Origin of the sequence: Plantibacter sp. PA-3-X8 (genome assembly GCF_003856975.1) — a bacterium.
In the GTDB taxonomy this organism is placed as follows: domain Bacteria; phylum Actinomycetota; class Actinomycetes; order Actinomycetales; family Microbacteriaceae; genus Plantibacter; species Plantibacter auratus.
The window spans coordinates 1980428-2004820 of record NZ_CP033107.1 but is presented as its reverse complement, the minus strand read 5'-3'; the positions used below and the strand labels follow the sequence as shown (position 1 = coordinate 2004820).

General features: G+C 69.0%; 28 protein-coding genes. 1 reads left to right on the top strand and 27 read right to left on the bottom strand.

The genetic code is table 11. The features are described 5' to 3' along the window. Window positions 1–335: 335 nt before the first annotated feature. From EAO79_RS09530 to groES, 3 genes are all read right to left on the bottom strand, one after another. Window positions 336–1613 (bottom strand): ABC transporter substrate-binding protein, encoded by a 1278-nt coding sequence (locus tag EAO79_RS09530; protein WP_079705276.1) that lies wholly within the window; start codon window positions 1611–1613, stop codon window positions 336–338. A 187-nt stretch (window positions 1614–1800) separates the two neighbouring features. Beyond that, window positions 1801–2739: an EamA family transporter RarD gene (gene rarD / locus EAO79_RS09525; protein WP_124770133.1), complete on the bottom strand. Its 939-nt coding sequence runs from the start codon at window positions 2737–2739 to the stop codon at window positions 1801–1803. A gap of 195 nt (window positions 2740–2934) precedes the next feature. After that, a complete protein-coding gene (gene groES / locus EAO79_RS09520) occupies window positions 2935–3231 on the bottom strand; it encodes a co-chaperone GroES (protein WP_056008047.1) in 297 nt (98 codons plus the stop codon). 158 nt (window positions 3232–3389) lie between these two features. Here groES and EAO79_RS09515 point away from each other — a divergent pair, with 158 nt between their 5' ends. Further along, a complete protein-coding gene (locus tag EAO79_RS09515; RefSeq protein ID WP_124768831.1) occupies window positions 3390–4595 on the top strand; it encodes a class I SAM-dependent methyltransferase in 1206 nt (401 codons plus the stop codon). 38 nt (window positions 4596–4633) lie between these two features. Here the strand turns inward: EAO79_RS09515 and EAO79_RS09510 are convergent, their stop codons facing one another. From EAO79_RS09510 to secY, 24 genes are all read right to left on the bottom strand, one after another. Beyond that, the gene (locus EAO79_RS09510) at window positions 4634–5371 is read right to left on the bottom strand and encodes a DUF4190 domain-containing protein (RefSeq protein ID WP_124768830.1); all 738 of its coding nucleotides are present in this window, start codon (window positions 5369–5371) and stop codon (window positions 4634–4636) included. A 94-nt stretch (window positions 5372–5465) separates the two neighbouring features. Then, window positions 5466–6524 (bottom strand): tRNA (adenosine(37)-N6)-threonylcarbamoyltransferase complex transferase subunit TsaD, encoded by a 1059-nt coding sequence (tsaD, locus tag EAO79_RS09505; protein ID WP_124768829.1) that lies wholly within the window; start codon window positions 6522–6524, stop codon window positions 5466–5468. Continuing rightward, window positions 6521–7057 carry a ribosomal protein S18-alanine N-acetyltransferase gene (gene rimI / locus EAO79_RS09500; protein ID WP_241161032.1) on the bottom strand — a complete coding sequence of 179 codons (537 nt, stop codon included), beginning with the start codon at window positions 7055–7057 and terminating at the stop codon, window positions 6521–6523. Before rimI ends, tsaD begins: the two co-directional genes overlap by 4 nt. Then, window positions 7054–7683 carry a tRNA (adenosine(37)-N6)-threonylcarbamoyltransferase complex dimerization subunit type 1 TsaB gene (gene tsaB / locus EAO79_RS09495; protein ID WP_086474456.1) on the bottom strand — a complete coding sequence of 210 codons (630 nt, stop codon included), beginning with the start codon at window positions 7681–7683 and terminating at the stop codon, window positions 7054–7056. The genes rimI and tsaB overlap by 4 nt, the downstream gene beginning before the upstream one ends. A gap of 10 nt (window positions 7684–7693) precedes the next feature. Beyond that, entirely contained in the window at window positions 7694–8194 is a 501-nt protein-coding gene (tsaE, locus tag EAO79_RS09490; protein WP_124768828.1) for a tRNA (adenosine(37)-N6)-threonylcarbamoyltransferase complex ATPase subunit type 1 TsaE, read from the bottom strand. Then, window positions 8191–9351 carry an alanine racemase gene (alr, locus tag EAO79_RS09485; RefSeq protein WP_124768827.1) on the bottom strand — a complete coding sequence of 387 codons (1161 nt, stop codon included), beginning with the start codon at window positions 9349–9351 and terminating at the stop codon, window positions 8191–8193. The genes tsaE and alr overlap by 4 nt, the downstream gene beginning before the upstream one ends. Beyond that, window positions 9348–9704, bottom strand: coding sequence for a holo-ACP synthase (locus EAO79_RS09480; protein ID WP_064296680.1), 357 nt, complete (start codon window positions 9702–9704; stop codon window positions 9348–9350). Before EAO79_RS09480 ends, alr begins: the two co-directional genes overlap by 4 nt. A gap of 74 nt (window positions 9705–9778) precedes the next feature. Further along, entirely contained in the window at window positions 9779–11626 is a 1848-nt protein-coding gene (gene glmS / locus EAO79_RS09475) for a glutamine--fructose-6-phosphate transaminase (isomerizing) (RefSeq protein WP_124768826.1), read from the bottom strand. A gap of 126 nt (window positions 11627–11752) precedes the next feature. Continuing rightward, complete coding sequence (gene coaA, locus EAO79_RS09470; protein ID WP_064296681.1) at window positions 11753–12706, bottom strand: type I pantothenate kinase; 954 nt, start codon at window positions 12704–12706, stop codon at window positions 11753–11755. Window positions 12707–12752: 46 nt separating this feature from the next. Beyond that, the gene (gene glmM, locus EAO79_RS09465) at window positions 12753–14114 is read right to left on the bottom strand and encodes a phosphoglucosamine mutase (protein WP_124768825.1); all 1362 of its coding nucleotides are present in this window, start codon (window positions 14112–14114) and stop codon (window positions 12753–12755) included. A 25-nt stretch (window positions 14115–14139) separates the two neighbouring features. Continuing rightward, the gene (rpsI, locus tag EAO79_RS09460) at window positions 14140–14625 is read right to left on the bottom strand and encodes a 30S ribosomal protein S9 (RefSeq protein WP_064296683.1); all 486 of its coding nucleotides are present in this window, start codon (window positions 14623–14625) and stop codon (window positions 14140–14142) included. Between the two features lie 28 nt (window positions 14626–14653). Continuing rightward, on the bottom strand, window positions 14654–15100 hold the full coding sequence (gene rplM / locus EAO79_RS09455) for a 50S ribosomal protein L13 (RefSeq protein ID WP_071259493.1): 447 nt from the start codon (window positions 15098–15100) through the stop codon (window positions 14654–14656). A gap of 176 nt (window positions 15101–15276) precedes the next feature. Beyond that, on the bottom strand, window positions 15277–16221 hold the full coding sequence (gene truA / locus EAO79_RS09450) for a tRNA pseudouridine(38-40) synthase TruA (RefSeq protein ID WP_124768824.1): 945 nt from the start codon (window positions 16219–16221) through the stop codon (window positions 15277–15279). After that, window positions 16211–17224 (bottom strand): GNAT family N-acetyltransferase, encoded by a 1014-nt coding sequence (locus tag EAO79_RS09445; protein WP_124768823.1) that lies wholly within the window; start codon window positions 17222–17224, stop codon window positions 16211–16213. The genes truA and EAO79_RS09445 overlap by 11 nt, the downstream gene beginning before the upstream one ends. A 94-nt stretch (window positions 17225–17318) precedes the next feature. Then, the gene (rplQ, locus tag EAO79_RS09440) at window positions 17319–17876 is read right to left on the bottom strand and encodes a 50S ribosomal protein L17 (RefSeq protein ID WP_124768822.1); all 558 of its coding nucleotides are present in this window, start codon (window positions 17874–17876) and stop codon (window positions 17319–17321) included. A 44-nt stretch (window positions 17877–17920) separates the two neighbouring features. Further along, on the bottom strand, window positions 17921–18913 hold the full coding sequence (locus EAO79_RS09435) for a DNA-directed RNA polymerase subunit alpha (RefSeq protein ID WP_056008091.1): 993 nt from the start codon (window positions 18911–18913) through the stop codon (window positions 17921–17923). Between the two features lie 157 nt (window positions 18914–19070). Then, complete coding sequence (gene rpsK, locus EAO79_RS09430) at window positions 19071–19469, bottom strand: 30S ribosomal protein S11 (protein ID WP_056008094.1); 399 nt, start codon at window positions 19467–19469, stop codon at window positions 19071–19073. Between the two features lie 41 nt (window positions 19470–19510). Continuing rightward, window positions 19511–19885: a 30S ribosomal protein S13 gene (gene rpsM, locus EAO79_RS09425; RefSeq protein WP_064296688.1), complete on the bottom strand. Its 375-nt coding sequence runs from the start codon at window positions 19883–19885 to the stop codon at window positions 19511–19513. Between the two features lie 162 nt (window positions 19886–20047). Continuing rightward, a complete protein-coding gene (rpmJ, locus tag EAO79_RS09420) occupies window positions 20048–20161 on the bottom strand; it encodes a 50S ribosomal protein L36 (RefSeq protein WP_021759549.1) in 114 nt (37 codons plus the stop codon). An 80-nt stretch (window positions 20162–20241) separates the two neighbouring features. Beyond that, window positions 20242–20463, bottom strand: a complete 222-nt coding sequence (gene infA, locus EAO79_RS09415) for a translation initiation factor IF-1 (protein WP_017885304.1) — start codon at window positions 20461–20463, stop codon at window positions 20242–20244. A 149-nt stretch (window positions 20464–20612) separates the two neighbouring features. Then, window positions 20613–21497 carry an aminodeoxychorismate lyase gene (locus EAO79_RS09410; RefSeq protein ID WP_241161030.1) on the bottom strand — a complete coding sequence of 295 codons (885 nt, stop codon included), beginning with the start codon at window positions 21495–21497 and terminating at the stop codon, window positions 20613–20615. 57 nt (window positions 21498–21554) lie between these two features. Further along, window positions 21555–22394: a type I methionyl aminopeptidase gene (map, locus tag EAO79_RS09405; protein WP_124768821.1), complete on the bottom strand. Its 840-nt coding sequence runs from the start codon at window positions 22392–22394 to the stop codon at window positions 21555–21557. A gap of 21 nt (window positions 22395–22415) precedes the next feature. Then, on the bottom strand, window positions 22416–23021 hold the full coding sequence (locus tag EAO79_RS09400; RefSeq protein ID WP_124768820.1) for an adenylate kinase: 606 nt from the start codon (window positions 23019–23021) through the stop codon (window positions 22416–22418). Then, window positions 23018–24346 carry a preprotein translocase subunit SecY gene (gene secY / locus EAO79_RS09395; protein ID WP_064296691.1) on the bottom strand — a complete coding sequence of 443 codons (1329 nt, stop codon included), beginning with the start codon at window positions 24344–24346 and terminating at the stop codon, window positions 23018–23020. Before secY ends, EAO79_RS09400 begins: the two co-directional genes overlap by 4 nt. Window positions 24347–24393: the final 47 nt, after the last annotated feature.

The following is a 24393-nucleotide window of genomic DNA, read 5'->3' as shown; positions in this document are numbered from 1 at the left end:
CGCCCAACTGGTCGCTGTCAGCGCGGTGCGCCGACGTGACCGCACCGCACCCTCCGTCAGCGCGGTGCGCTGGCAGGCGCCCCGTCGCCAGCGCGGTGCGTCGGCGTGAGCGCGACCCGTTGTGCCGCCTGGGCGCGGAATCGGCGTGAGCGCGACCTAGGCGCGTGGGCGCGGGTCTCCAGAGACCCGCGCCCACGCGCTGGACCCGCGCTCGCGTCAGCGCACCGCGCTGGCGCCGCCACACACGGCGCAACACTCAGGGCAGCGGTCAGAGATACGGCCGGGCACGACGAAGGCCCCGGATCGCTCCGGGGCCTCGTCAGTCGCGTAGGCGACTAGTTGGTGCGGGTGTACTTGTTGTCGTCACCGTACTGGTAGATACCGATGGTCGCCTCGGTCGGGTCACCGTTCTCGTCGAACGTGATCGGACCGGAGTTGCCGTCGTAGTCGATCTTCTTGCCGTCGGCGATGGCCTTCGCACCCTCTTCGAAGGTGGTCACCTTCTCGCCCTTGTCCTTGCCACCGGACACGGACTGGAGCTGGGCCGCCATGTCGGCGCCCTCGGTCGAGCCGGCCTGCAGCGCCGCGAGGGCGAGCAGGATGACGGCGTCGTAGGATTCAGCCGCGTAGCTGTAGTCCTTCAGCGGCTCGCCACCCTCGTCCTTCACGAACGCCTGGAGGCGGTCGGTGAAGTCACCGAGCTTCGCGGTGTCGAGACCGGGCAGCGTGCCCTTGGCGCCCGTCAGGGTGCCCGGAGCGAAGTCCGCGCTGTAGTCGGCGAGGTTGCCGTCGACGAAGTAGAGCTTGTCCGACGGGAAGCCGGCGAGACCGGGGACGATCGTCTTGGTCTCCTCGAACGCGATGATCGCGATCGCGTCGGGGTTCTCCGCCTTGACCGCGCTGATCTGCGCGTCGAACGAGGTGTCACCGGTGTTGTACGACTGCTCGGCGACCACTTCACCGCCGGCACTCTCGAACGCCTCCTTGGTGAACTTCGCGAGGCCGGTGCCGTACGAGTCGTTCAGGTAGATGATGCCGAGGGTGGCGTTGCCGTCCTCCGCGATCAGGTTCCCGAGGACCTCGCCCTGCAGCACGTCGGACGGCGCCGTCCGCCAGTAGAGACCGTTGTCGTCCCACGTCGTGAAGTCCGCGGAGGTGTTCGCCGGGGAGAACTGGATGACGCCTGCGCCGGTGACTTCGTCGATGAAGAGCTTCGACACACCCGAGGACGCTGCACCGATGATGGCCGTGACGCCCTCGGAGAGCAGACGGGGGACCTCGGTCGCGTACGCCTTGTTGTCGGAGTCACCCGAGTCGCCGAGCGTCAGGTCGATCTTGATGCCGAGGTCGGCGTCGTTGACCTCCTTGACCGCGAGACCGACACCGGCCTCCTCGGGCGGGCCGAGGAACGCGAGGTTACCGGTCTGCGGCAACGCCGTGCCGAGCTTCAGGGTCAGGTCGCCAGCAGGCTTGCTGCTGCTGCCGCTGTCGCCGCTACCACTTGAGGCGCAACCGCTCAGGACCAGCGCGCTGGCTCCGATCAGTGCGATACCACCGAGAACGATGGAACGTGGGCGGGAGCGAGCGGCCGTGGCCTTCGAAAAGACGCTCATGGTACTCCTTGCTTGTCAGAAGAGTGGCAGCTCCAGGGGCTGCCGTTGAGTCAAGTTATCCGCTGCACGTGCGCTGGACAATGTCGTTGACGTTACAAGCGTGTAACACGACCAAATCGTTACCTCAGGAGGGCCTGTTTCGCGCTTTTCCTGCAGTGGTCGCGCGATCAGCGCTGGAATCCGCTGTTCAGACCCGCGTGGAGCGGCGCCGTTCGGCCCCGGCGGCCCGACGACCCCGCGTTGAGGCGACGAGCATGTCGACGGTGAGGATCGCGAGCGCCAGCCACACGAGACCGAAGCCCAACCAGCGCTCCGGCGGCATCGCCTCGTGCAGGACGGCGACACCGACGACGAACTGGATGATCGGTGCGAAGTACTGGATGAAACCCATCCAGGTGAGCGGGAGGCGGCGGGCCGCCGCCGCGAACAGCAGGAGTGGGACGGCGGTGATGACACCGGCGCCGACGAGCAGCAGGGCGTGCCCGACACCCGCGGTGCCGATGGTCAGCCCACCGGTCACGCCGACCGCGATGAGCTGGGCGATCGCGACCGGCATCAGCCACACGGTCTCGAGCGTCAACCCGGACACGGCGTCGACCGAGCCGCCCACGAGTTTCTTGATGTAGCCGTAGAGGCCGAACGAGAAGGCCAGGATGAGGGCGATCCACGGGACGCTGCCGTGCCCGATCGCGAGGACGAGGACCGCGATCACGCTCACGACCACCGCGGCCCACTGGGCCGGACGCAGCCGCTCACGGAGGAAGAAGACGCCGAGGAAGACGGTCACGATCGGGTTGATGAAGTACCCGAGCGACGCCTCGACCACTTGGCCGTTGAGCGCACCGTACACGTAGGTCTGCCAGTTGACGTAGATGAGCGCTCCGGCGAGACCCATCGTCAGGACGATGCGGCGCTGGCGGAGGATGCCGAACAGTCGACGCCAGGAACGGGTCGCCAGGATGAGGACGGCGCAGAAGACGAGGGAGAAGAGGATCCGCCACGCCACGACCTCGAAGGCTCCGGCCGGTGCGAGGGCGATGAAGTAGAGCGGGAGCGCTCCCCAGAGGCAGGAGGCGGCGACCGCCGAGAGCAGTCCGGACCGGCTCCCCTGCTGGGGTACGGCCACACTCGCACGTCGGTCGTCTCCCCCGTCGACGGTGACGGGGTGGATGTCGACGTCGGCTGGATCGCTGGGGTTCTGCACTGGTCCAGGCTAGACCCGCGACTCCCCGCGACACCCTCCGGAAACGGACACAGCCCGAACGGCGAATGCCATTCGGGCTGTTGAGCGGCCTGGGCCGCCGGATCCGTGCGCTGGTGACTAGCGGACGACGACTGCGAGGACGTCGCGCGCGGACAGGACGAGGTAGTCCTCACCGGCGTACTTGACCTCGGTGCCACCGTACTTGGAGTAGATCACCTTGTCGCCGACGGCGACGTCGAGCGGGACGCGGTTGCCGTTGTCGTCGATGCGACCGGGTCCGACCGCCACGACCTCGCCCTCCTGGGGCTTCTCCTTGGCGGTGTCGGGGATGACCAGACCGGAAGCGGTGGTCTGCTCTGCCTCGACCTGCTTGATGACGATGCGATCCTCGAGCGGCTTGATGGAGACCGACACGGTTGACCTCTTTCTTGAAACGAAGACGTGGTTAGCACTCACACTGCGAGAGTGCTGATTCCAGTGTAGGCATCTTCTGGCACTCATGCAATGCGAGTGCCAATCAGCGACTGCTACCGTTGCCGGATGCATTTAGCTCCGCCCGAGGCCCGCTGACCATGGACCGTTCGGAACTCGTCGAACTCCTCACGGCCGACGGCCTCAGGCTCCTCGACGCCCTCCCTCCCTACCCGACGAAGGACGAGGCCGTCCGCCTGGTCGGGCGCCTGCGCAAGGAGGGCCACTCCCCCGAGCTGGTCGCGGCGGTCCTCACGCAGTCGCGGCTCAGGCAGAAGGCCGTCGGGAAGTTCGGACCGTTCGCCGGCCGCATGCTGTTCACCGAGGCCGGGCTCGAACAGGCCACGCGCCTTCCCGTCGCCGCATTGCACGCCGGGCGGTTCGCCCGGGCCGGCCTCACGCGGATCGCCGACCTCGGCAGCGGCATCGGCGCCGACTCGATGGCCATGGCCTCGCTCGACCTGGAGGTCACGGCGGTCGACATCGACGAGGTCACCGCGGCCATCGCCAGCTACAACCTCGCTCCGTTCCCCACGGCGACCGTGCGGAACGCCGCCGCCGAGGACGTCTCCCTCGACGACTTCGACGCGGTCTGGTTCGATCCCGCGCGGCGCACCGCAGGACACGCCGACACCGCGCGGCTGTCGAGTGCCGCCGACTACACCCCGTCCCTCGACCTGGTCTTCGGTGCGGCGACCCGCCTCCCCACAGGCGTCAAGCTCGGGCCCGGATTCGACCGCTCCCTCATCCCCGACGACGCCGAGGCGCAGTGGGTGTCGGTCGACGGACAGCTCGTCGAGATGGCGCTCTGGTTCGGCCCGCTGGCCCGTCCGGATGTCCGACGGTCCGCGCTCCTCCTCGCGGACGGCGTCCACCACGAGTTGCACGCCGAGGCTGACGCCGACGACGCCCCAGTGCGGGAGCTCGGCGACTACGTGCACGAACCCGACGGATCCGTGATCCGGGCCCGACTCATCGGCGACCTCGCCCTCCGGTTGGAGGCCGGCATGCTCGGCCAGGGCATCGCCTACCTGACCTCCGACACCGCGACGAGCTCGCCGTTCGCCACGACCTTCCGGGTCCTCGAACGGCTGCCAATGGACGAGAAGGTCCTCAAGCGCACCATGCGTGATCGCGGGATCGGCGTCCTCGAGATCAAGAAACGCGGCGTCGACGTCGACCCCGCGGCGTTCCGGAAGCGCCTCGCGCTCAAGGGTGACGGCTCGGCCACGATCATCCTCACGAGGATCGCCGGCAAACACAGTGCGCTGCTCGTCGAACGGGTGACGCCGGCCGCCGACGCCTGACCCGACGGCGTCCGCCGGGCCGCAGCGCCTGTGGAGGATCAGGTCGAGACGTAGCCGATGATCACGACGACGCTGTAGACGAGCCAGCCGACCGAGCAGGCGAGGCCGACGAACCCGGTCACGAGGCCGGTGAGGGCGCGACCTCGGCCCTGCGGCTCGCGACGCCTGGCTCCGAACCCGAGCACGATCGCGGCGATCGACAGGGGGAAGCCCCAACCGACGAAGACCGACACGACGAGCCCGACGACACCGGTGATGAGCGACCAGGTGCTCCGCGAGGTCCCGGTCGACGCGGCAGGGGTCTGCGTCTGCGACTGCTGGTACGCGGCGTAGCCACCCTGGCTCGGCGCCTGGTAGACCGCCGTCGGCACCGTCTGGAGATAGGTCGCGTGATCGCCCTGCCAACCCGCCGGAGGCGCCGAGGGGGACGCCCCCTGCTGGGCAGGGTGCGTCGGCGGCGTGACGGGCGCGCCGGCGCCGCGCTGCCAATCCGTGGGCGGCGGGGAGGCCTGACCCTGAGGCTGGTACGGCTGTTGCTGGCCGTAGGGCTGAGGCTGGTACGGCTGCTGCTGGCCCTGCGGCGCGACGCCGGCCTGCTGGGAGGGCTGTGGCGGCTGGTACGGCGACCAGGGCTGCTGGGCCTGGGGCTGGGGCTGCTGCCCCCACGGCTGCTGCGGCTGCCCGTTCGGCTGCTCGGCTTGCGGCGGGCGCGACTGCCCGTCCACCGCACCGTCCTGGTGCTGAGGTCGTCCGTCGGGGTGCTCGTGCTGATCCATCGCCGCTCCTTCGATCCGTGACCGGGTACCGGCCCATCCTATGCGCCGACGTCTGCGCACCCGGTCGACGGCCGCGAGACGGCTCGTCGAGCGGTCAGAGCACCTGGATCTCGGTGACCGGCAGGGTCGAGTCCGCGCCGAAGTCGAGCGACGACGGCTCGTGTCCGGCGGAGATGAGCTGCGCGGCGAGCGCGGCGATCATCGCACCGTTGTCCGTGCACAGCTGCAACGGCGGGATGCGGAGTTCGATCCCGGCCGAGGCGGTGCGTTCGGCTGCCACCTCGCGGAGCCGCGCGTTCGCGATGACACCGCCCCCCAGCAGCAGGCGGGGCACGCCGAGCTCGGTGCATGCCTTGACCGCCTTCGAGACGAGCACGTCGACGACGGCCTCGCGGAAGCTGGCGGCGACGTCCGCGACGGGGACCGGCTCCCCCGCGTCCTGCTTCGCCTCGACCCAGCGTGCCACGGCCGTCTTCAGGCCGGAGAAGGAGAAGTCGTAGCGATGCCGCTCCATGTCCTTCGGCAGGCTGAGTCCGCGGGGGAAGCGGATCGCCTTCGGGTCGCCGCCGACGGCCGCCCGGTCGATCTGCGGACCGCCCGGGTACGGCAGACCCAGGATGCGCGCGACCTTGTCGAAGGCCTCGCCCGCCGCGTCGTCGATGGTCTCGCCGAGCAGTTCGACGTCCGACACAAGGTCCCGCACGAGGAGCAGCGAGGTGTGCCCGCCGGACACGAGCAGGGCGATCGTCGGGTACTCGATCGTCCCGTCCTCGGAGTCGAGGACGTCCGCGCCGACGTGACCGACGAGGTGGTTCACGGCGTACAGCGGTTTGCCGAGGGACACGGCGAGCGCCTTCGCTGCACCGACGCCGACCATGAGTGCGCCGGACAGGCCGGGGCCACTGGTCACCGCGACGGCGTCGAGGTCGGCCAGGGCGATGCCGGCCTCGGCGAGCGCCGCCGTGAGCGTCGGCTCGAGGGCCTCGAGGTGGGCGCGAGCGGCGACCTCCGGGACGACGCCGCCGTACCGTGCGTGCTCGTCCATGCTCGAGGCGATGGTGTTCGCCAGCAGGTGGTGTCCGCGGACGATGCCGATCCCGGTCTCGTCGCAGCTCGTCTCGATGCCGAGGACGAGCGGTTCTGCACGGTTCACGCGATGCTCCCGGGGTGCTGGTCGGTCTGGTCGAGCGGGGACTGGCCGTGGGCGGGCATGGGCGGCCTCGGCTGGACCGTGAGTCGCATGACGATGGCGTCGACGTCATCCGGCTGGTAGTAGCCGGGGCGGACGCCGAGTTCCTCGAAGCCGATACTCCGGTACAGCGCGATCGCCACGGGGTTGTCGGCCCTGACCTCGAGGAACACCTGGGTGACGTCCTGCTGCCGGGCCTGCTCGATGAGCGCCTGCATGAGGAGTCGTCCGAGCCCTCGTCCTCTGGCGTGCCCGGCGACGGCGATGGTCTGGATGTCGGCGTCATCGGACCGGGACGGTGCGAAGAGACCGCCGTAGCCGGCGAGTGTCGCGTCGTCGGCGTCGACCTCCGTCGCCACGAGGTAGTACCCGTGCGGCGACGACAGTTCGGCGCGCATCATGTCCGCCGACCAGGCGTCGTTCACGAAGACGGTGTGCTCGAGCTCCATGATGGCGTCGAGGTCGGCGACGCCGGCGCGGCGCAGCGACCAGGTCACGCCGTCACCCGCTTGGCGCCCGCGGACATCGTGACGTCGGGCGAGCGGAGGTACAACGGCTCCTCCCCCGCGAACGCGCCGTCGGTGGCGAGGAGTGCGGCGGCGACCTGTCCCAGTGCCCCGGCGGGGACGACCAGCGCGTCGAGGCGCACGGATTCGGAGGTCGGGAGGTCGTCGGGTTTCGCGAGGGCCGGCCCCTGCACACGGACCGGGAGGCCGGCTGCGTCGAGTCCGGCGTAGCTCGTCCAGTAGCGTTCGCGACGGCGGGCGTCGGTGACCACGAGCAGTGTGGCGTCGGGTGCGGCGGAACCGGAACGGTAGGCGTCGAGCGCGATCGCATCGTGGCTCACCACGGGGTGCACCGGGAGGCCTGCACCGATCCCGAAGCTGCGGGCCGCGGCGATCCCGATCCGGAGTCCGGTGAACGGCCCTGGTCCCATACCCGCGACCAGCCCGGTGAGCGCGGCGACCTCGATCCCGGCGTCGTCGAGGCATCCGGCGATGAGCGTCCCGATGACCTCGGCGTGCCGCATCGGGTCGTCGGAGGACCGTTCGGCCAGCACCTCGCCACCCAGGGTGACGACGGCGACGCTCGAACCCGCGGATGTATCGATCGCCAACAGCACGTCGTCCAGCCTACCCGGCGTCGATGGCGGGGTGCCGCGAGAGCGTGAGGGTCCGGCGCTCGATCGGCTCCTCGCCGGCGTCGTCCGTGGCGGGCTCGTCGCCGGCTCCGGTCGGACGTTCGATGACGAGCTCGAACCAGGTGGGGACCACGCCGTCGAGCAATCCGGCTCCCCACTCCACGACGACGACGGACCGGGCGAAGTCGATGTCGAGGTCGTCGAGTTCGAGCGCCGAGCCGAGCCGGTAGGCGTCCACGTGGACGAGCGGCGGACCGCCGACGAGGCTCGGGTGCGTCCTGGCGAGCACGAAGGTGGGGCTGGTGACGGGGCCGCGGACCCCGAGGCCCTCGCCGATCCCTCGCGTGAGGGTCGTCTTGCCTGCTCCGAGCGGCCCGGTCAGGACCAGGAGCTGCCCTGCACGCAGTTCCGTGCCGAGTCGGACGCCGTACGCGTGCATCTCCTCGGGCGTCGCCACCTCGACGGTGCCCGGGGTGAGGACGTGATCGGTCATGACCGCTCCCTGGTCGTCCGGACCACGCGCGGCCCGATGCGGGTGACGAGTTCGTAGTTGATGGTGCCGGCGGCCTCCGCCCACTCCTCGACACGCGGCGCGCCGGACGCCGGATCGCCGAAGAGCACGGCGTCGTCACCCACCGCGACCGCGTCGTCGCCGACGTCGACGACGAACTGGTCCATCGCGATCCGCCCGCACACCCGGTAGCGGCGTCCGTTGATCACGACCGGACCGGCGTTGGAGGCGCTTCGCGGCACACCGTCGGCGTATCCGAGCGGGATGAGGGCGAGCGTCGTCGCCGTGCTGGTCCGGTAGCTGTAGTCGTAGGACACCCCGGCGCCCGGCTCGACCCGACGCACGGCGGCGACCGTCGCCCGGAGGGTCATGACGGGCCGGAGGCCGAAGGCGTCGGCCGAGCGGTCGGCGTCCTCGGTGGGCTCGAAGGGTGACAGGCCGTACACGGCGAGTCCGAGGCGGACGGCGTCGTACCGGAGGGACGGCTCGCCGAGTGCTGCCGCCGACGCGGCGAGGTGCAGACTCCGCGGTGCGAGACCGGCCTCCCTGGCGAGGGCGACCCCGCGTTCGAAGCGGACGGCGGCGGCCCGGTCGTCGGCGGTGGAGGTGTTGGAGACGTGCGAGAACAGCCCGTCGACCCGGACGAGCCCGGCGGCCTCGGCGGCTGCGGCGGTCTCGAAGAGCGCCGGCCAGTCGGCTTCGGCCGCGCCGTTCCGGCTGAGCCCGGTCTCGAGTTTGAACTGGACGACCGGCACGACGGACGGCCGATCCCGAGCGGCCTCGATCACGCGGTCGAGCTGCGCCACCGACGACAGACCGAGGTCGAGCCCGGCGTCGAGTGCGGCGCCGAACCCCGCTTGTGGGCCGTGCAGCCAGGCGAGGATCGGTGCCGTGATCCCGGCGGCACGCAGCGCGACGCCCTCGGTGATGTCGGCGACGCCCAGGCGATCGGCCCCGGCCTCGACCGCCGCGCGGGCGATCGCCTCGGCACCGTGCCCGTAGGCGTCGGCCTTGACGACGACGATGAGTTCACCGACGTCGGTCAGTTCGCGCAGACGACGGACGTTGTGGCGCAGGGCGTCGAGGTCGATGATCGCCTCGCGGGTCGGTCGCTCATCGTGCTCGGACACGGGCGTCATCCCTCCCGCTCCGCGACGACGAACGCGACGGCGACCCCGGCGTCGTGCGTCATGGTCAGGTGCATGCTGGTGATCCCCCGTTCAGCCACGACACCCGCCGTGACGCCGGACAGGGCGAAGTCAGGCTTCCCCTCGGGGCCGTTCACGATCGCCATCTCCTGCCACCGGATGCCGTCCGAGGAACCCAGTGCTTTGATGAGCGCCTCCTTGGCGGCGAACCGCCCGGCGAGGGACCGCAGCGGGAGGTCGCGCTCCGACGGGACGAAGAGCCTGGCCAGCAGGTTCGGGGTGCGCGTGATCGCCCGTTCGAACCGTGCGAGGTCGACCAGGTCCACCCCGATGCCGATGATCATCCCTCTACTCTACGGCCGTCGTGTGCGGCCCGGAGGCCCGCACGACGGGCCACCTCGGACCCCGCGGACCGCCCCTACTCGACCGTGACGGACTTCGCGAGGTTGCGCGGCTGGTCAACGTCGAGGCCCTTCGCCGTCGCGAGCTCCATCGCGAAGATGTGCAGCGGGATGACGGCGAGCAGGGGCTCGAACAGCGGACCGGCGAGCGGGATCGGGATGACCTCGTCGGCCGAGGGCAGGACGGCGGCGTCGCCCTGCTCCGCGATCGCGATGACCCGGGCACCACGTGCGCGGATCTCCTCGATGGTCGAGATGACCTTCGGGTGCAGGATTGCCGAGCCACGCGGGCTCGGGACGACGACGAAGACGGGCTGGCCCGGCTCGATCAGGGCGATCGGGCCGTGCTTGAGCTCGCCACCGGCGAAGCCTTCAGCGTGGATGTACGCGAGCTCCTTGAGCTTCAGCGCACCCTCGAGCGCGATCGGGTACCCCACGTGGCGGCCGAGGAAGAGCACGGCCCGGGAGTCGGCCATCCAGTGGGCGAGCTGCGCGATCTTCTCGGAGGCCCCGAGGATGCTGGCGATCTTGTCGGGCACGGCCTGCAGCTCCTCGACCTGCGACGCCAGGAACGCCGGGGTCTGCGTGCCGCGGACCCGCGCGAGGTGCAGCCCGAACAGGTACAGCGCCGTGATCTGAGCGGTGAACGCCTTCGTGGACGCGACCGCGACCTCGGGCCCCGCGTGGGTGTACACCACGGCGTCCGACTCGCGCGCGATCGTGGCGCCCTGGGTGTTGCAGATCGACAGGGTCTTCGCGCCGGACTCGCTCGCGAAACGCACCGCCATGAGCGTGTCCATGGTCTCGCCCGACTGGCTCACCGAGATGACGAGCGTGCGCGCGTCGATGACCGGGTCACGGTAGCGGAACTCGTGGCTCAGCTCGACGGTGACCGGGATCCCGGCCCAGCGCTCGATCGCGTAGGTGCCGACCGTGCCCGCGTAGGCGGCGGTGCCACACGCGATGATCACGATGCGGTTGATGTCGAGGAAGAGCTCGTCGAGACCGGCGAGTTCGGGGATGACGACCTGGCCGCCCTCGACCCGCCCGCGGATCGTGTTCGCGACCGCGTCGGGCTCCTCGCTGATCTCCTTCGCCATGAAGCTCGACCAGCCGCCCTTGTCGGCCGCCGAAGCGTCCCACTGGATCTCGAACGGCTCGGTCACGACGTGGTTGCCGGAGAAGTCGGTGACCGTCACGTCGTCGGGCGTGATGACGACCATCTGGTCCTGGCCGATCGCGACCGCGCGCTGGGTGTACTGCACGAACGCGGCGACGTCCGACCCGAGGAAGTTCTCGCCGTCGCCGAGCCCGATGACGAGCGGCGAGTTCCGACGCGCACCGATGACGACGCCGGGCAGGTCCTGGTGCATGGCGAGCAGCGTGAAGGCGCCGTCCAGGCGAGCGACGACGCGACGGAAGGCTTCGGTGAGGTCGCCGGTGGAACGGTACTCGCGGCCGATCAGCACGGCGGCGATCTCGGTGTCGGTGTCGCTCTCGAAGGTGAAGCCGTCCGCGAGGAGCTCCGCGCGCAGTTCGGCGAAGTTCTCGATGATGCCGTTGTGGATGAGCGCGAGGCGTCCTTCGTCACCGAGGTGCGGGTGCGCGTTGCGGTCCGTCGGTCCACCGTGGGTCGCCCAACGGGTGTGACCGATACCGGTCGAGCCCGGCGCGATGGGGTTCGCGGCGAGGTCCTCGGTGAGGACGGCCAGCTTCCCGGCGCGCTTCCGGGTGTTCAGCGAACCCGTCGCGTCGAGCACGGCGATCCCGGCGGAGTCGTACCCCCGGTACTCGAGCCGCTTGAGTCCGCCCATGAGGACGTCCACCGTCTTGTCGTTCCCGACGTACCCTACGATTCCACACATGTAGAGCAGCATAATCGTGCGATTTTGCGAGGATCCTGCACCAACCTCGAGGCGCCGGCGCTCAGCCTCGGAGCAGGACGGTCTCGCCGAGATCCACCGGTTTCCGGGCCCTTCCTCTGCCGCGGGTCAGAGCTTGCGGAGCAGCACCGAGGACACCGTGTGATCGGAGTCCTTCCGCAGCACGAGCTTGGCGCGCGAGCGGGTCGGGCGGATGTTGTCGATGAGGTTCGGTTCGTTGATCGAGCGCCAGAACCCACGCGCCTGATCGGCCGCCTCCTCATCGGAGAGCTCGGCGAACACGTTGAAGAAGGAGTTCGGGTTCGAGAACGCGCCCCGCTTGAGCGCCATGAAGCGGTCCACGTACCAGGACTCGATGTCGCGCGTCCGTGCGTCGACGTAGATGCTGAAGTCGAACAGGTCGCTGATCGCGAGTCCGCTCGCCGTCGCAGCCGGCTGCAGCACGTTCAAGCCCTCGACGATCAGGACGTCGGGGCGCCGGACGACGACCTGCGCCGTCGGGATGATGTCGTAGCGCAGGTGCGAGTAGAACGGCGCCCGCACCTCGGCGGCACCGCTCTTCACCGCGGTGATGAACCGCAGGAGCGCGCGCCGGTCGTAGGACTCGGGGAAGCCCTTGCGATCCATGATGCCGCGCCGCTGGAGCTCCTCGTTCGGATAGAGGAAGCCGTCGGTCGTCACGAGTTCGACGTGCGGGGTGTCCGGCCAGCGCGACAGCAGCTCGCGCAGGAGCCGCGCGATCGTCGACTTGCCGACGGCCACGGAACCCGCCACACCGATCACGAACGGCGTCCGGAGGGCCTGGTCGCCGAGGAACCGGCTCGTCGCGCGCCCGAGGTCCTGAGTGCCCTTCGCGTAGAGGCTCAACAGCCGGCTGAGCGGCACGTAGACCTCCTCGACCTCACGCATGTCGAGACGGTCGCCGAGGCCACGGATCTGCACGACCTCGGTCTCGCTGAGCGGTGTGGCCGTCTCCGGAGCGAGTCGCGCCCATTCGGCACGGTCGATCTCCACGTAGGGCGTCGGCTGCCCGGAGGCACCGCCCGTCGTCGTCGAAGTCATGCGATCACTCTTCCACAGCTGAGGTGCCGACCCGCCGCCGGACGACTCAGATGGCGAGTCGCTCGCGGACGACGTCGGCGAGGCGGTGCGCCAGACGATCGGCGGTCGGCTGGTCGGCCGCCTCGACCATGACGCGGACGAGCTGCTCGGTGCCGGACGGCCGCAACAGCACGCGTCCGTCGTCTCCGAGCTCGACTTCGGCAGCCTGTACGGCAGCGTCGACGACCTCGTCGCCGACGAGGCGCGTGCGGTCGACACCCGTGACGTTGACGAGGATCTGCGGGTACACCTGCATCACCGCAGCGAGCTCCGCGAGCGTCTTCCCGGTGCGCGCCATCTCGGCCACGATGTGCAGGCCGGTGAGGATGCCGTCGCCGGTGGTGGCGTAGTCGGCCATGATCACGTGGCCCGACTGCTCACCGCCGAGCGAATAGGCGTTCGCGTTCATCGCCTCGAGGACGTAACGGTCGCCGACCCCGGTCTGGACGACGTTGATGCCGTGCTCGCGCATCGCGACGTGCAGGCCGAGGTTGCTCATCACCGTGGCGACGAGCGTGTCGTCCTTGAGCTTGCCGCGCTCCTGCATCGAGACCGCGAGGATGGCCATGATCTGGTCGCCGTCGACGATCTTGCCCGCAGCGTCGACCGCGAGGCAGCGATCGGCGTCGCCGTCGTGTGCGATGCCGAGGTCGGCGCCGTGCTCGAGGACTGCCTTGGACAGGAGGTCGAGGTGCGTGGAGCCGACGCCGTCGTTGATGTTCATGCCGTCGGGGTCGTTGCCGATGATCGTGACCTTGGCTCCGGCGTCGCGGAAGGTCTCCGGCGACACTCCTGCGGCCGCGCCGTGCGCGCAGTCGAGGACGACGTGGATGCCGTCCAGGCGGTTCGGGAGGCTGCCGAGCAGGTGGAGGACGTAGCGGTCCTCGGCGTCGGCGAAGCGGATGATCCGGCCGACGTCTGCGCCGGTCGGGCTGAGCTTGGGGCGGTCGAGGTACTCCTCGATCCGGCGTTCCACGGCGTCGGGCAGCTTCGTGCCGCCGCGGGCGAAGATCTTGATGCCGTTGTCGGGCGCGGGGTTGTGCGAGGCGGAGATCATCACGCCGAAGTCGGCGTCGATGTCGGCGATGAGGAACGCCGTCGCGGGCGTGGGCAGCACGCCGGCCTCGAGCACGTCGACGCCCGAGGACGCCAGGCCCGCCGCAACGGCGGCGGACAGGAACTCGCCGGAGATACGTGGGTCGCGTGCGAGCACGGCGACCGGGCGCTTCCCGGCGGCACGGCGGGCCTCAGCACTACGGCCTTGCCCAAGCACCACTGCGGTGGCTTGGGCAAGGCCGAGAGCGAGGTCTGCCGTCAGGTCGGCGTTCGCGAGTCCGCGTACGCCGTCGGTACCAAACAGCTGAGGCATCGAGCTTCGCTTGTCTTGAGAGCGCTTAGCGCTTCGAGAACTGCGGAGCCTTACGGGCCTTCTTGAGTCCGGCCTTCTTGCGCTCCTTGACGCGAGCGTCGCGGGAGAGGAAGCCGGCCTTCTTCAGGGTGGCGCGGTTGTTCTCCTCGTCGATCTGGTTCAGCGAGCGAGCGATGCCGAGGCGCAGCGCGCCGGCCTGGCCCGAGGGGCCACCACCGGAGATGCGTGCGATGACGTCGTAGCCGCCGGCCAGGTCGAGGACGGTGAACGGGTCGTTGATGAGCTGCTGGTGCAGCTTGTTCGGGAAGTAGTCCTCGAGCGTGCGGCCGTTGACCGTGATGGTGCCGCTGCCGGGGACGAGACGCACGCGGGCGATGGCCTGCTTGCGACGGCCGACGGCTGCGCCGGGGACGCTCAGCACGGCGCGAGGTGCGGTGACTGCTGCTTCAGGAGCCGACTCGGTGGAGTAGCTCTGCGGGGTCTCTTCGATGGAATCTGCGATGTTCGCCACTGTGTAATCCTTTTTTCTTGTCCGGTGCTTACTGGGCGACCTGGTCGAGCGTGAACGGCTTGGGCTGCTGAGCGGCGTGCGGGTGCTCGCTGCCCGTGTAGACCTTGAGCTTCTTCAGCTGGTCGCGGCCGAGCGTGTTCTTCGGCAGCATGCCGCGGATCGCCTTCTCGACGGCGCGGATCGGGTTCTTCTCGAGGAGCTCGGCGTAGGTGACGGCCGAGAGCCCGCCCGGGTAACCGGAGTGGCGGTAGGCCTTCTTCTGCAGGAGCTTGGCGCCGGTGAGGGCCACCTTGTCGGCGTTGATGATGATGACGAAGTCGCCACCGTCCATGTGGGGGGAGAAGGTCGCCTTGTGCTTGCCGCGCAGGAGCGCTGCAGCGTGGCTGGCCAGGCGGCCGAGGACCACGTCGGTGGCGTCGATGACGACCCAGTCGTGCGTGATCTCACTGGCCTTCGGGGAATACGTGCGCGTCACAATAGTGCTGCTTTCTGGTCGGAGTTGGTCGTTCGTGAATCCCGCTCCTGTTGGGTGTTCCGAACGGAACGCCCGAGGTGGAGGGCTCAACTTCGGGTACCGCGCCGCAGAAGGCGCAGGCACCAACGGGAGAGTCTACGCGACGACGTCCCGGCGGTCAATTCCCACCGGGAACCTCACTCGGCGCTCGCTTCCACGTGCTCGTGGCTCCGCCGCTGACGGGTCTCGGCGGCCCGCGCGTGCAGCAGCCCCGGCTCGGGGTAACCGACCTCGACGAGGGTGAGCCCGCGCGCCGGCATCACCCGGAAGTCGATCTCCCGCCGCCCGCCGTCGCGGAGCCGGACGACCTCGTCGAGCGACATGCGCCCCTCCCCCACGGCGACGCAGGCGCCGACGAGCGCCCGCACCATGCTGTGGCAGAACGCGTCGGCGGTGAGGCTCGCCACGAGCACTCCCGCCTCGTCCCGCTCCCAGCTGAAGGACTGCAGGGTCCGGATGGTCGTCGCGCGCGGTCTCGGTTTGCAGTACGCCTGGAAGTCGTGGAGCCCGACGAGCGAGGTGGCCGCCCGGTGGACCAGCTCGACGTCGAGCGACGCCGTCGTCCAGCTCGTCGTCCGCCGGAGGATCGGGTCCTTGCGGACGTCGGCGTCCGCGAGGCGGTAGCGGTAGTGACGCCAGACCGCCGAGAAGCGCGCGTCGAAACCCTCCGACGCCGGTTCCGCCGTGTGGATCACGACGTCGCGGTCCATCCCGAGCACGCCGTTCAGTCGACGCACGAGGAGGGAGCTCGCGGTCTCGTTCCGCGGCGTACCGTCGTGGAACTCGGCGTGGCGCCCCTGCAATCGCGTGATCTTCGCGAGCTGCGGCTCGGTGAGGTCGAGGTGCGCCACCTGACCGGCCGCGTGCACCCCGGCATCCGTCCGTCCGGCCACCACGAACCGCGGCATCGGCGGGACGGTCTTGCCGAGCACGCGATACAGCGCCTCTTCCAGGACCCCCTCGACCGTCCGGAGCCCCGGCTGCTTCGCCCATCCGGCGAAGTCCGTGCCGTCGTACGCGATGGCGAGCCGGAACCGCTGGGTCGGGAGGACGTCCGCTGCCGCGACCTGCTCAGCGCTCACGGACGTACGCCAGATCACGCGTCGTCGCGACGAAGCCCTGTCGTTCGTACAGCCCGAGTGCACCCGTGGGGCTGGCCGTGTCGACCTCCAGCGTCGCCCGCTCGAGGCCGGCTGCCTGGATCCGACGAAGCGCCGTGGCCAGCAGAGCCGGTGCGAGTCGTCGGCCACGCCAGTCGCGCACGGTCCCGACGAGGGCGATGTACGCGCTGGTGAACCCCTGCGCGGACCAGCTGTCCTCGTCCACCTCGGCCAGCGTGAAGCCGACGACCCGTCCGTCGTCGTCGATCGCGACCACCGAGAGGTCGGCTCGGAAATGGGACCCGCCGACGAACTGCTCCCACATGGCCGGGACCGTCTCCAGGCTGCCCCAGTGGTCCCGGAACGAGTCGTTCCGAGCCTCCCTCGTGCGTTCGGCCACGTCCGGGTGGTACGCCTCGAGCCGGACACCGTCGGGCACGTCGATCTCGTCGACGGGCGCGGAGAGATCGCGTTCCATGATCGTGAAGTACCGCGCCACGGCGAAGCCGAACCGCTCCAACAGGCGCGCCGCCCCCGGGTTCCGTTCGTCGACGTAGGCGCGGGACGAAGCTGGAGCACCAGTCTCGACGGAGGCCAGCTGCTGCTCGGACCGTTCCAGCGACCACGCGAGCAGCGCTCGGCCGATCCCCCGCTCACGCCATGCGGGATGCACGCCGCCGAAGACGTACGAATACACGGACACGTCTCGTGAGGGCGACAGGATCACCATGGCGTAAGCGACCAGCGTGCCGTCGGCGGCGATCGCCAGCAGGCTGTCCGCAGCCATGTCGATCCACGCGTGGTCGAACTGGTCCGCGATCTCGTCGCGGCTCGTCACCCGGTGGGGGTTGTCGAACGGATCCATGGCGCGGCACAGCGCCACGATGTCGTCGATGTCCGCGCGGACCGCCGGACGCCATTGGTCGACGTCGGGGTGCTGTGGCAGGGCCGGCTGGCCGGCCGGAACGGCGGGAGGGGTACTCATGTCTCCAGCCTAGGACACCGTCGCAGCGCCGCCAGGAACGACGGAACCCCGCCCTCCAGGTGGAGAGCGGGGTTCCGTTCGTGTGTCGCTGAACCTACTTGGCGTCCTTCGCGGGTGCCTCGTCGGTGGTCTCGCCGGCGTCGATGGACTCGCCGTCGGTCTCGGTCGCCTCGACGGCTTCCGTCGCCTCGGCGTCGGCCGAGGTCTCGGCGGGGGGCTCCTCGGCCGGAGCCTCGTCGACCGGCGCTGCGGCGTGCTTCGCGGACTGCTTGGCCGGCTTCGCCTTCGGCGTGACGGGCTCGAGGACGAGCTCGATCACGGCCATCGGAGCGTTGTCGCCCTTGCGGTAACCGGTCTTGATGATGCGCGTGTAGCCACCCTGACGGTCGGCGACGAGGGGCGCGATCTCCGTGAAGAGCTCGTGGACGACGCTCTTGTCGGTGATGGTCGCGAGCACCCGACGGCGGGCGTGCAGGTCGCCGCGCTTCGCGAAGGTGATCAGGCGCTCAGCGAGCGGACGCAGGCGCTTCGCCTTGGTCTCGGTGGTCTGGATGCGCTTGTGGGTGAACAGCGCAGCAGCGAGGTTGGCGAGCAGCAGACGCTCGTGGGCAGGTCCGCCTCCGAGGCGGGGTCCCTTGGTGGGAGTAGGCATTCTTGTCTCTCTTCAGGTTGGAAAGTCGTCAGGTGGATCGCGTGCTAGGAGACGGTCTCGTCGTCGTAGCCGCTGTAGAAGTGGGCGCCGTCGAACCCGGGAACCGAGTCCTTCAAGGAGAGGCCCATTTCGGTGAGCTTGTCGCGAACTTCATCCACCGACTTCTGTCCGAAGTTGCGGATGTTCATGAGCTGCGTCTCCGACAGCGCGACGAGCTCGCTGACGTTGTTGATGCCCTCGCGCTTGAGGCAGTTGTACGAGCGCACGGAGAGGTCGAGGTCCTCGATCGGGATCGAGAGCTCGCCCGGCAGCACGGCGTCGACCGGCGCGGGGCCGATCTCGATGCCCTCTGCGGCGGTGTTGAGCTCGCGAGCCAGGCCGAACAGCTCGGTCAGCGTGCGACCGGCCGACGCGATGGCGTCGCGCGGCGTGATGGCCGGCTTCGACTCGACGTCGACGACCAGGCGGTCGAAGTCGGTGCGCTCACCGGCACGAGTCGCCTCGACGCGGTAGGTCACCTTGAGGACGGGCGAGTAGATCGAGTCGACGGGGATCTGACCGGCTTCGCTGAACTCGTTGCGGTTCTGCGTGGCCGACACGTAGCCGCGGCCACGCTCGATCGTGAGCTCGAGCTCGAACTTCGCCTTGTCGTTGAGGGTCGCGATGACGAGGTCCGGGTTGTGGACCTCGACGCCGGCCGGAGCCGAGATGTCGGCTGCGGTGACCTGGCCTGCGCCGGTCTTGCGGAGGTACGCCGTGATCGGCTCGTCGTGCTCGCTGGAGACGACGAGGCCCTTGATGTTCAGGATGATCTCGGTGACGTCTTCCTTGACACCGGGGATCGTGCTGAACTCGTGCAGCACGCCGTCGATGCGGATGCTGGTGACGGCTGCACCCGGGATGGACGACAGCAGGGTGCGACGGAGCGAGTTCCCGAGGGTGTACCCGAAGCCTGGCTCGAGCGGCTCGATGATGAACCGGCTGCGGAACTCCGAGATGGATTCTTCGGTGAGCGTAGGGCGCTGTGCGATGAGCACTATGGATTCCTTTCGGCTAAGTGTCCGCTATATGACACTTGCGTTGGCGAGGTAGTGAATGGTGTTCGCTGGCCCTGGTCACCAGGACCATGCCGTGATCCGTCCGCGGCGATCAGACGATCGCTACGGACGGATCACGGCCGGTGAACCGAAGGAATTAGACGCGGCGACGCTTCGGGGGGCGGCAGCCGTTGTGTGCCTGAGGCGTGACGTCGTTGATCGAGCCGACCTCGAGGCCTGCGGCCTGGAGGGAACGGATCGCGGTCTCGCGGCCGGAGCCGGGTCCCTTGACGAAGACGTCGACCTTCTTCATGCCGTGCTCCTGCGCCTGACGCGCAGCCGACTCGGCGGCGAGCTGTGCGGCGAACGGGGTCGACTTGCGCGAACCCTTGAAGCCGACGCCACCGGACGAAGCCCAGCTGATGACCGCGCCCGAGGGGTCGGTGATCGAGACGATCGTGTTGTTGAACGTCGACTTGATGTGGGCCTGGCCCACGGCGATGTTCTTCTTTTCCTTCTTACGCGGCTTCCGAACGGCCGACTTTGGTGCTGCCATGAATATCTCCTGAGTCCTATGACGAGGCGACTAGGCGGGGCCTAGCGAGCCTTCTTCTTGCCGGCGACGGTGCGCTTCGGGCCCTTGCGGGTGCGCGCGTTGGTCTTGGTGCGCTGGCCGCGGACCGGAAGTCCACGACGGTGACGGATGCCCTGGTAGGACCCGATCTCCACCTTGCGGCGGATGTCGGCGGCGACCTCACGGCGGAGGTCACCCTCGACCTTGAAGGTGCCCTCGATGTAATCGCGCAGGGCGATCAGCTGGTCATCGGTGAGATCCTTCACGCGGATGTCTCCGCTGATGCCGGTGTCGGCGAGGGTCTTGAGTGACCGCGTGCGGCCAACACCGTAGATGTACGTCAGTGCAACTTCCACGCGCTTGTCGCGTGGGATGTCTACGCCGGCGAGACGTGCCATGGTGGCTTCTCCTAGGAGTTGTGGAGGTGTGGAGCAGTTCCGGTGCTCGGGCCTCCGACCCGAGGTGTCACCCGCGGCGCACGATGTGCTGCGGGATCTGGAACTGCCGTTAGAGGAGTGGTGCTGTGTTGCTCAGGGCTGCGTGCTGCAGATCCTCTGAGATCAACCCTGGCGCTGCTTGTGGCGCGGGTTCTCGCAGATGACCATGACGCGGCCGTTGCGACGGATGACCTTGCACTTGTCGCAGATCTTCTTGACGCTGGGCTTGACCTTCATAGTTCTCTCTTTTCGCTGTCATCGTGCCGGGCCCACCACCGGATAGTGGCGGCGCGTCCGGCCGTTACTTACAGCGCGACCTACTTGTAGCGGTAGACGATCCGACCACGGGTCAGGTCGTAGGGGGTCAGTTCCACGATCACGCGGTCCTCTGGGAGGATGCGGATGTAGTGCTGACGCATTTTGCCCGAAATGTGGGCAAGTACCTTGTGTCCGTTGGTCAGCTCAACGCGGAACATCGCGTTGGGCAGAGCCTCGACCACTTGGCCCTCGATCTCGATGACGCCGTCTTTTTTGGCCATAGCCTCACTGTCGCTCAGGTTGAGTCGCACTGGTCGTGCGGATGGATTGCGGTGCGGATGTCGGCTCGCCGAAGGCATGCAGAAAGCACCAAAGATCGATTCTATGCTATGTTTCCGGGTTTCGCCAACTCAACGTCGGCCAGGGCCCGTCAGTCGGTGCGGGAGCGCAGCGCGTCGTTGATCTGCGCCGTGAGACCGGCGTCCATCGGCAGCGGACGCCCGTCCACGCCACGCACCGGCGCGGCCAGTCGGACGCTGGAGAGCAGCCAAGCCGCCTCCGCGTCGAGCATGTCCTCCGGTGTCAGCATCCGGTACTCGTGCGGGAGCCCCTGCTCCTCGAGACGGGCCCAGAGCGCGAGCTGCGTGGTGCCGGGCAGGATGCCACTCGACGGAGGCGGTGTCACGAAGGTGCCGCCGATCCGCACGACCACGGTGGAGGTGGGTCCTTCGAGGACGAAGCCGTCGCTGCTGACGAAGAGCACGTCGTCCGCTCCACGTCGGTGCGCCTCACGGAGCGCGGCCATGTTGACCGCGTACGACAGCGTCTTGGCACCGGCGAGCAGCCACGGCGAACGCTCCTGCACGTCGCTCGGGAGGCCTCGGTCGAGTAGGACGACCTCGATGCCGTTCTCGCGCTCGGGGAACCCGTCAGCCGGTGTCGCCGAGATCCACGCGGTCGGGCGTCCGCCACTCCCCCGCGTCACGACGAGTCGGACGGCGCTCTGATCGACGGCGGGGAGTTCCGCGACCGCGCGGGCGATGGCGAGCCGCCACTGTGCGTGGTTCGGCGCGGGCAGATCGAGGATCGCCGCCGACTCGGTCAGCCGATCGAGGTGCGCCTCGACCGACTGCGGGTGCCGGCCGACGACACCGATCGTCTCGAAGATCCCATCCCCCCGCGCGGGGCCCATGTCGAAGACGCTCAACACGCCGGACCCGTCGCCGGCCGGCGTGATCGTGGCCGCGAGGTCGGCGTCGTCGATGACGGTGTCCGCAGGGAGGACGTCGAGAAGGAACACGATCGGCACGCTCATGCCGAGCAACTCTACCGGGACGTGCGAGGTCCGGACGGCGACCGGGCGGCCGCTCGGTCAGGCGGGACGGACGGGGGTGACGCCGAACGCGGCGAGGGCCGCGGCCCCGCCGTCGTGAGCGGTCAGGACCCAGATGCCGTCGCGATGCACGGCGACGCTGTGCTCCCAGTGGGCAGCCGAACCACCGTCGAGCGTGGCGACGGTCCATTCGTCGTCGCGGACGAAGGTGTCGGGGCTCCCGGCGACCACCATGGGTTCGATGGCCACCACGAGTCCGGGCTTCACTTCGGGGCCACGCTGGCGGACCCGGTAGTTGAACACCGGTGGCGCCTCGTGCATCGTGCGTCCGATGCCGTGCCCGACGTAGTCGGTGAGGATGCCGTAGGGCTTCCCCTCGGGTGAGTGGTCCTCGACGTACTCCTCGATCGCGGCACCGACCTGGTTGAGGTGTCGGGCGGTCGCGAGCTCGGCGATCCCGGCCCACAGCGAACCCTCCGTCACCGCAGAGAGCCGCTCGCGCTCGGTGACGAGCTCCGGGCGCGTGGGATCGGGCAGCACGATGGTCATCGCGGAGTCGCCGTTCCAGCCGTCGATCTCGGCGCCGCTGTCGATCGACACGATGTCGCTCGCCTGCAGCACGCGCGACCCGGGGATGCCGTGGACCACGTCCTCGTTGACCGAGGTGCAGACCGTGTGGCGATAGCCGGGGACGAGCTTGAAGTTGGAGTGCCCGCCTGCCGCGACAATGGCCGCCTCGGCAGCCGCGTCGAGTTGCAGCGTCGTCACCCCGGGGGCGACGAGCGCGCGAACCGCATCGAGCGATGCCGCGGTGGCCAGCCCCGGCGCGATCATGGCGCGGATCTGGTCAGGGGTCTTGTAGATCGACTTCCGGAACACCGTGGTGGACGTGTCGGTGCGTCAGACGGCCGGAACGATGATGCCGCGGGCTGCGAGGGCCGCGTCGATCCGCGCGGTCACCTCGGCGACCTCGCCGAGACCGTCGACGGCCACGACGAGTCCACGAGCGGTGAAGACCTCGATCAGCGGGGCGGTCTCCTGCGCGTAGAGCTCCAGCCGGTGACGGATGACCTCTTCCGTGTCGTCGGGACGACCTTCGGCTTCAGCACGCTTCAGCAGCCGTACGACGACCTCTTCGGTGTCGGCCTCCAACAGCACGACGGCGTCCAGACTCGCTCCACTCTCGGCGAGCAGCGCGTCCAGCGCGACGACCTGGTCGGTCGTCCGCGGGTATCCGTCGAGCAGGAATCCGTCGATCGCATCAGGCTCGTGCAGACGGCCCCGGACGATCTCGTTGGTGACCGAGTCGGGAACGTACCCGCCCCCGCGCACGAGCTCCTGGACCTGCTTGCCGAGCGGTGTGCCGCCCTTGATGTGAGCGCGGAAGATGTCGCCCGTCGAGATCGCGGGGATGCCGAAGCGCTCCGAGAGGAAGGCCGCCTGCGTGCCCTTGCCGGATCCCGGAGGACCGACGATGAGCAGACGGGGCTTGCCGGCCGCGCTCAACGCAGGAGCCCTTCGTAGTGGCGCTGCTGGAGCTGCGAGTCGATCTGCTTGACCGTCTCGAGCCCGACACCGACGATGATGAGGATCGATGCGCCGCCGAACGGGAAGTTGGCGTTCGCGCCCACCAGCGCCAGGGCGATGAGCGGCAGGAGGGCGATCAACCCCAGGTAGATCGATCCGGGCAGGGTCACGCGGGTCAGGACGTAGTCGAGGTATTCGGCCGTCGGGCGTCCGGCACGGATGCCGGGGATGAACCCGCCGTACTTCTTCATGTTGTCGGCGACCTCTTCAGGGTTGAAGGTGATCGCGACGTAGAAGTAGGTGAAGCCGACGATGAGCAGGAAGTACATGAGCATGTACAGCGGGTGGTCGCCCTTGGTGAGGTACTGCTGGATCCACAGGACCCAGGGTGCCGGGGTGCCGGTCGTCGGCTGGTTGAACTGCGCGATGAGGGCCGGCAGGTACAGGATCGACGACGCGAAGATGACGGGCACCACACCGGCCATGTTGACCTTGATGGGGATGTAGGTGTTGTTGCCGCCGTACGTCCGGCGTCCGACCATGCGCTTCGCGTACTGCACCGGGATGCGACGTTGCGACTGCTCGACGAAGACGACGAGTCCGACGATCACGAGGCCGACGGCGAGTACGAGGAGGAAGACCTCCGGGCCCTTCGCGGTCCAGATGGCGGCCAGCGAGCCCGGGAAGGTGGCTGCGATCGAGGTGAAGATGAGGAGCGACATGCCGTTGCCGACGCCGCGCTCGGTGACGAGCTCGGCCATCCACATGACGAGGCCGGTGCCCGCGGTCATGGTGACGACCATGAGGAGCATGCCGTACCAGGTGCCGCCCTGGGCGGTGATGAGGTCGGCGCAGACGCCGCCCTGGTTGCCGAACAGTGCACCGCTCTTGGCGACCGTGATGAGCGTCGTCGACTGGAGGATGCCGAGGAAGATCGTGAGGTACCGCGTGTACTGCGTCAGCTTGCCCTGGCCGGCCTGGCCTTCTTTGTGCAGCGTCTCGAAGTGCGGGATGACCACGCGGAGGAGCTGGACGATGATCGACGCGGTGATGTAGGGCATGATGCCCAGCGCGAAGATGGAGAGTTGGAGGAGCGCGCCACCACTGAAGAGGTTGACGAGCTCGTAGAGGCCTGATGCGCCGGCGGCCTGCTGGTTCGCGAGGCACTGCTGCACGTTCGGGAAGTTCACGAACGGAGCGGGGATGAAGGACCCCAGCCGGTAGATGGCGATGATCCCGAGCGTGAACCCGATCTTGCGACGAAGATCCGGGGTCCGGAAGATCCGGCCGATGGCGCTGAACAAAAGGGGCCTCCTGTGAGATGTTGCGGGGTCGGCCCGGGTGACCGGCA